Source organism: Chengkuizengella axinellae, from assembly GCF_030730905.1.
GTDB classification, from domain to species: domain Bacteria; phylum Bacillota; class Bacilli; order Paenibacillales; family KCTC-33759; genus Chengkuizengella; species Chengkuizengella axinellae.
On sequence record NZ_JAVAMP010000032.1, the window covers coordinates 1 to 6599 of the forward strand.

Below are 6599 nucleotides of genomic sequence, written 5' to 3' on the forward strand. Positions count from 1 at the left end.
TACTCTTCGAAAAGTATATTCTGAAAACTGGACAAAGAAACGCGGATCAGTAACAAAAGAATTCACTGGTCATACAACGGATTACTTTATAGATAGCGTACCAGTTCCAAAGACTAAATATAAAAAGAAAATCGAAGAGATAATTGATGAAGATATATTCAAGCTCCTTACGAATCCTGCATATTTCAACGAGCAGCTTGACTGGAAGAAAAGAAGAGAGGTGTTACTCCAAGTTTGTGGTGACGTGACAGATCAGGAAGTCATTTCCTACAATGATCAACTTATTAAACTTCCTAGTATCTTAGGAAGTCGCACAATCGATGAATACAAAATTATGATCCAAAGTCAAAAGAAAAAATTAAATGAAGAGATTGAAATGATACCAGTACGCATTGACGAAGCTTATCGCTCTATACCAGATACTAACGGTTTAAGTTTTGAGTTTATAGAAGTGAAAATTAGCGAAATAAAAGAACAGATCAAAGGAAATGAAGAAGAGTTGTATCGCATTCAATCTGGTGGAGAAATTGCAGTTAAAGAAAAACGTTTGAGAGAGATTGAAAGTGAACAGCTTGGAATAAAAAATAAGTTACAGTCTGGTTTGATGGATCAAGTTAAATCCCAAGGTGATGTTGTTTCTCAATTGAATAGAACAGTAAATGATGCTAGGTATGATATTCAAAGTATGGAGCGTTCGATAGAAAATAACAAAAAACTAATCCAACTTAAAGACGATGAAATTGATGGTGTTCGGGATCATTGGCACGAAGTAAATAAAACGGAGTTTGAACATCAGCATGATGAAAATTGCCCTACATGTGGACAAGCATTGCCAGAAGAGGATATAAAGACTGCACATGAAAAGGCACTAGCTAATTTTAATCTTCGAAAATCAGAGCAGTTAGCAGAAATTAGAACAAAAGGCAAAGTGTTATCTGATGAAAGTATAAAACTAAAGGATCAAAACGAGGAGTTAGCAAAAAAGATTGAAACCCAAACCAAACAGTTAAATCAAGCTGAATTAGAGTTAGAAAAAGAAGAACAAGCTTTAAAAGAATTACAGTCTAATTCATATGCATTCCTATTAGATCCTGAATATGTTCAAAAACAAAATGAAGCTTCACAAATACAAGTAGAGATTTTACAACTCCAAGAATCTAAGTTTGAAACTGTAGATAAAGTGAAATCTGCAATTGGAGAATTGAGAAAAGAAGTAGACCAACTAGAAAAAGAAAAAGCGAAATTCGGACAGATAGAAACAATAGAAAAACGCATCCAAGAACTTAAAGTCCAAGAGGAAAAACTAGCTGGGGAATATGAAAGATTAGAACATGACCTATACCTCATTGAAGAATTTACTCGAGCAAAGGTGAATTTGTTAGAACAGAAGATTAATTCCAAATTCAAATATGCTCAATTCAAACTTTTCGAACAACAAGTAAATGGTGGATTGAATGAGATTTGCGAAACCCTCTATAAAGGTGTGCCATACACTGGAGGTTTAAATAACGCAGCAAGAATTAATGTTGGACTAGATATTATTAATACTCTATCAGACCACTACGGATTTACAGCTCCTATTTTCATAGATAATGCGGAGGCTGTAACGAATTTTATCGACACAAACACTCAAGTCATTAGACTGGTCGTAAGTGCGAATGACAAACAATTAAGAGTAGAGAATGAATTACAAAGGGAGGCGGTTTAATGAGTGAATTTTCAACAGCTTTAGCAAAGGTTACAGATACGTATGCACCGATGATTGAACGTCAGTTGGTCGGAAATGGTGTTCAGATGGATGAATATTCAAAACAATGTGTAGTGAGTGCGATATCTTCAATTAACAGTGTTTTAGATGTTAAAAATCTAGCTTGGAATGATGAACAACTAGATCAAAGCAACGTTACTCAAATTCTGTTAAACGTTGCTTCCCTGAAACTAAACGCTGCAGCGAGCCCTAAAGAAGTGTTTTTCTCTATTCGGAAAGTAAAGTTGGGTGACAAGTGGAAAAAACAAATTGAAATGGGAATTGAAGGAGACGGAAATGATGCAATCCTAGCTAGATTTGGACGTGATGTGAAAAAAGTGGGGCAATTCTGGTTAGTCAGAGAAGATGATGACTTTGAATATCCGAAGTATAACGGTTTTGAGACAACCCCACCTCAATGGACTCCAAAAGGCACGGGTGATGTGGTCAGGATTGTTTATCCTATTTTAAAAAAAGATGACACTCATGAATATTACATCGCTGAACGCGCAGACGTAGCAAGAAATTTAGTCGCACATATCAATAACAACCTCATGAATGAGACGTTTGGAATTTGTAAAAACCGATATGAAGCAAAACCACAAGAAAAACAACAGATTAACGAGAAAAAAGTGGAGGTATTAAAGAAAGCAAAAGAGTTGGGTTTAGATGCTTTGGATGATGCTGAAATGCAAAAATATATCAGCCCTGCTTGGACGGAATACCAAAGTAGAGAGCAGATGCTTATTCGCAAAATGAGAAACAACATTGTCAAAAAAATCCCTAAGAATTTTGGATCTGCATTTATTGAAATGGTACACAGCGAGGTTACAGATGATACTACAACAATAGTGAGGAAAGAAATCTCAGAAAATGCGAATCGTGAAGTTATTGATGTTGAGATAGTAGAACCGGAGAACTTGAAGGAGACTAAAGATGAACCTCAACCAGAAGAAATACCGACTGAAAAAGCCGAAGAAGGACCAGGTTTCTGATGATAGAGATTACAACACTTGCTTCTAGTTCTAAAGGGAACTGTTACAAGGTTACTGACGGAAAAACCGCGCTTTTATTAGAGTGCGGTATCCGTTACAAAGATATTCAAATTGGACTGGAATTTAGAATGAGAGAAATTGCAGGGTGTTTGATCACTCATGAACATAAAGACCATTGTGAAGCAGTGAAAGACATCATGAAATCTATCGATGTATACGCTTCCCAAGGAACACTGAATGCATTAGGAATCAATGGACATAGAGTGAAACCAATTGCAGCTAAGAAACAACTCACGATAGGATCATGGACCATATTGCCCTTTGATGTACAACACGATGTAAATGAACCGTTAGGTTTCTTAATCGCTAATCAGGCAGGTGAGAAGATATTGTTTGCTACAGATACCTATTACCTTAAATACAAGTTCAGAGGGCTTACGCACATCATGATTGAGTGTAACTACTCTATGAAAATACTAAATGAAAACATTCTATCCGGAAGGGTCCCAGTGGTGATGAAGAAACGATTACTTCGCTCTCACTTCAGTTTAGAGAATATTAAAGATTTCTTTAGATCGAATGACTTATCAAAGGTACAAGAGATTTATTTACTTCATCTAAGCGATAACAACAGCAATGCAGAACTTTTTAAAAGTGAAATTAAGAAACTTACAGGTAAACCTGTATTTGTGGCAGGTGAATGAAGTGGACGTTAAAAGTTATACAAATGAAATCATTAAGTATCATCAAATGGCAGATGAATTGATAGAAGATAACCCGGGTGGACTAGTTAGAAAAATAGAATTGTTAACAAAGAGTTTGTTTTTAATTGGTAAGCTATCAAGTTTTCTGGATGGCGAACACAAACGTATTTATGCAAAAAGGAAACGCGAATATTCAATAGCTTATTTAAATGCTAAGTCGCCAAAAAAAGAACATGCTGAATTAATAATTGCAGATCTTAGAGATGAAGAGTCAGAAGCGTATCAAATAAAGCAAAGATGGAGAAATGCATTTATTAGTACCCAAGAAGAAATTAATAGATTGAAATACAAATTAAAGATCGATATTGCGGATGGTACTCAAAGTTCTAGAATACCATGAACAATCTAGTAAATGAAAAGCCACTTTTAAAAGTCTGTATAGCGGATCATCTGTGGCAAATCAAAGATAAAGAACTAAGAAACAAGAGAGTTGATCATTATATAAAAGTTGGGTATCCGGGCTGGGAACCAGTTCGGGTCCAGTACCCATATATGTTGTGTAAACACGAGGATGGACGGTGATGCAATTGAATCTAGCAAACCAACCAGTAAGGTCTTATAGCAAAGAGAAACAGCTCTCTAGTAAAAGAAGAAAACCAAAGAGGTCAAGACTAGCTGAGTTCAGTCCAAAGGTAAGGAAACAAATAATTGAACGTGATAATGGTCTATGTGTTAGATGTTACAAATTACACGCTCATGTCCACCATGTTATATTCCGTAGCCAAGGAGGGCTAGGAACAATTGATAATGGAGTGTGTATCTGCAATTCGTGTCACGATTGGGCGCATTCTTGTAGAGAAGGACGGTTATGGTTTGAAGGTTATAGAATGAGGTATTTGATTTAGGAGGTCATTATGCATAACAAAAGACATCTAATAAGTTGGATGGTCAGTTTTTATATTCAAGAGTTTAAAAGAATAACCCACATGGAGGAAGTGGTGAAATGGCTAACCCACAGATCGAGAACGGATATATCAAGATAGCTAATGAGATTTGGGACGAGATTATTAGACGCAACTTTTCAAAACGTCAGAAAGACATTTTAAACCTTGTATGGCGCTTATCATATGGCTGCAGAAGAAAGAAAGCACTTATACCTTTACAAAAGGACTTCACTATCTGTGGAGTCCCCCAGCAACACGTGAAGAATGAATTGAAGTATTTAGAGAGTTGTAAAGTGCTGCTTTGGGATCAAGAAAAGTCTGAATATGAAATCAACAAAAACTATGAACTTTGGCAAGTAAGTCCTGTTACATCTTGGGACAGTGATCGTTTCCATGAACTTATACATTTGAATATTTCGAAGCAAAAACAACCTAAAAAAATAGAAGAAAAACCTAAACCAAAAGTGAGATTAGTGAGGTTAAAAACTTCACAAAACAGGAAGTTTTTCAAAGCAAGAAAAAACACAGACTTCACAAAACATGAAGTGGGTACTTCACAAAACATGAAGTCAAACTTCACAAAACATGAAGTTTTGGATGATTCAAACCCTTGTGGCTCTAAGGTTGGAGGGGTGTCTAAAAACAAGAAAGACAGTATTAAAGACATATCTTCTTCTTCTACTACTACTGAAACTGAAAATTACGAAACAATTCACGAGGTATATGTAAAAGCATTTGGTGCTTTGATGATGAATGGACTATTTAGTGATTACATCAGAAAACTGAAAGAGAGAAAGTGTTCTGAGGGTTTTATCAAAGAAGCTATGAAAGAAGCAGGGAGTTCTCCTAAGCCGAATTTAAAATATTTTAAATCCATTTGCGAACGTTGGATCAAAGAAGGAATCAATACAAGAGAAGAAAACAAGGTGCGTAAGAAAGCAAACGTAATCCCTTATAAAAAACAAAATGGTGGTGATGGAAATGATGGAGGGAACACAAGTAATAGCACAGGCGGTGTCTCAGATTCCGTCCTCGACAAGCTTATGGGATGACGATTTACGAAAGGATGCTTACTGCTGCCTTAAGTGCAGGGAAGAAATTAAGAGGTTTAGAACAGGACTTGGGAATCTCAATCCTTTACCTGTTTGTAAATGTGAAATAGAAAAGCATGAGGAAGAAGAACGACAAAGAGAACGAAGGAATTTAAGGGTGAAGCAAGATAGGATCATGAAACAAAGCCTTATGAGCAAAACTCTAAAGCATGCAAGTTTTGATAACTTCATCCTGAGAGATGGAACAGAAGAAGCATATTCAGAGTTTAAAAGGTTCGCAGAAGATTTTGAAAACCAAGAGTTTGGAAAAATGGTTTATGGCTCAGTTGGAAACGGAAAAAGTCATCTTGCAGCTGCAACTCACCATGAACTATATGAACAGGGGTATGTGACGCTTTTCCTTGACTGCTCACAGCTATTTAACCTAGTCAAAGACACAATGAACCGTAACAGCAAAATAACCATTACAGACATCATTACAGCAGCCAACACATGCGACTTATTGACACTGGACGAATTAGGATCAGGATATCTTACAGAATATGAGTTTAACTCTATCTTATATCCAATCATAAACGGACGAATGGGGAAGAAAACAAATTACACCACAAACCTTAATCTCAGAGAGTTGAAAGAGTGGTTTGCAAAAGATAAATACGGTAATCCGCTTGATGAAAAAGGGAGGTTGCTTGATAGAATCATCGGGTCCTGTGACATCATTGAAAATCGAGGGACATCAAAAAGGCAAGAGGATGCAATGAATAGACAAGGTATCTCCTAGATGTCTTACAAACAAATGATCGAAGAATGGGAGTCGTGGGAACACCTGATAAAACGCGATTTAGCCCAATTAGAAAACAGAATCCAGTTTATATACAAGCAAATGTCAGCGGTTGGGATCGGTAAGGAATTGAGCGAAGATTTTGTGATTGAAAAGCTAAAAGATTTGATTTTAGAAGTTAGTGAGAAAGGGTGAGGAAATGAAAATTGAAGGTCTAGGGAAAGTTGAAGAAGGTCAAAGGACTTATATAGTTCGAGCAACAGACAAAGAGTTAAGATTGCTTACTGAATACCCCAATGATTATAAAAAAGTGTTGGAAGTAGGTGTTGAAATCAACATCCATGAAAAATACGAAAAGGTTAAGGAGTTACAGCAA

The 6599-nt window shown here is 36.2% G+C and carries 7 protein-coding genes and 1 pseudogene; all 8 read left to right on the plus strand.

Annotated elements, in window-relative coordinates:
• The coding region (locus Q5Y73_RS24385; protein WP_305994526.1) for a coiled-coil domain-containing protein at positions 1-1708 on the plus strand (1708 nt) is incomplete at its 5' end.
• Positions 1708-2742 (plus strand): hypothetical protein, encoded by a 1035-nt coding sequence (locus tag Q5Y73_RS24390; RefSeq protein ID WP_305994527.1) that lies wholly within the window; start codon positions 1708-1710, stop codon positions 2740-2742. The genes Q5Y73_RS24385 and Q5Y73_RS24390, both read left to right, overlap by 1 nt.
• On the plus strand, positions 2742-3446 hold the full coding sequence (locus Q5Y73_RS24395) for an MBL fold metallo-hydrolase (RefSeq protein WP_305994528.1): 705 nt from the start codon (positions 2742-2744) through the stop codon (positions 3444-3446). Before Q5Y73_RS24390 ends, Q5Y73_RS24395 begins: the two co-directional genes overlap by 1 nt.
• 1 nt (position 3447) lies before the next feature.
• A complete protein-coding gene (locus Q5Y73_RS24400) occupies positions 3448-3846 on the plus strand; it encodes a hypothetical protein (RefSeq protein ID WP_305994529.1) in 399 nt (132 codons plus the stop codon).
• Positions 3847-4027: 181 nt separating this feature from the next.
• Positions 4028-4237 (plus strand): annotated as a pseudogene (locus Q5Y73_RS24980) (HNH endonuclease); the annotation flags it as partial.
• A gap of 212 nt (positions 4238-4449) precedes the next feature.
• Complete coding sequence (locus Q5Y73_RS24405; RefSeq protein WP_305994530.1) at positions 4450-5442, plus strand: replication protein; 993 nt, start codon at positions 4450-4452, stop codon at positions 5440-5442.
• Positions 5375-6223: an ATP-binding protein gene (locus Q5Y73_RS24410; protein WP_503366728.1), complete on the plus strand. Its 849-nt coding sequence runs from the start codon at positions 5375-5377 to the stop codon at positions 6221-6223. The genes Q5Y73_RS24405 and Q5Y73_RS24410 overlap by 68 nt, the downstream gene beginning before the upstream one ends.
• Positions 6224-6418 (plus strand): hypothetical protein, encoded by a 195-nt coding sequence (locus tag Q5Y73_RS24415; protein ID WP_305994532.1) that lies wholly within the window; start codon positions 6224-6226, stop codon positions 6416-6418.
• Positions 6419-6599 lie beyond the last annotated feature (181 nt).

Coding starts and splice junctions, on each gene's coding strand:
- Q5Y73_RS24405 (WP_305994530.1), top strand. CDS start 4,450: ATGGCTAACCCACAGATCGAGAACGGATATATCAAGATAGCTAATGAG.
- Q5Y73_RS24410 (WP_503366728.1), top strand. CDS start 5,375: ATGGAGGGAACACAAGTAATAGCACAGGCGGTGTCTCAGATTCCGTCC.
- Q5Y73_RS24395 (WP_305994528.1), top strand. CDS start 2,742: ATGATAGAGATTACAACACTTGCTTCTAGTTCTAAAGGGAACTGTTAC.
- Q5Y73_RS24415 (WP_305994532.1), top strand. CDS start 6,224: ATGTCTTACAAACAAATGATCGAAGAATGGGAGTCGTGGGAACACCTG.
- Q5Y73_RS24390 (WP_305994527.1), top strand. CDS start 1,708: ATGAGTGAATTTTCAACAGCTTTAGCAAAGGTTACAGATACGTATGCA.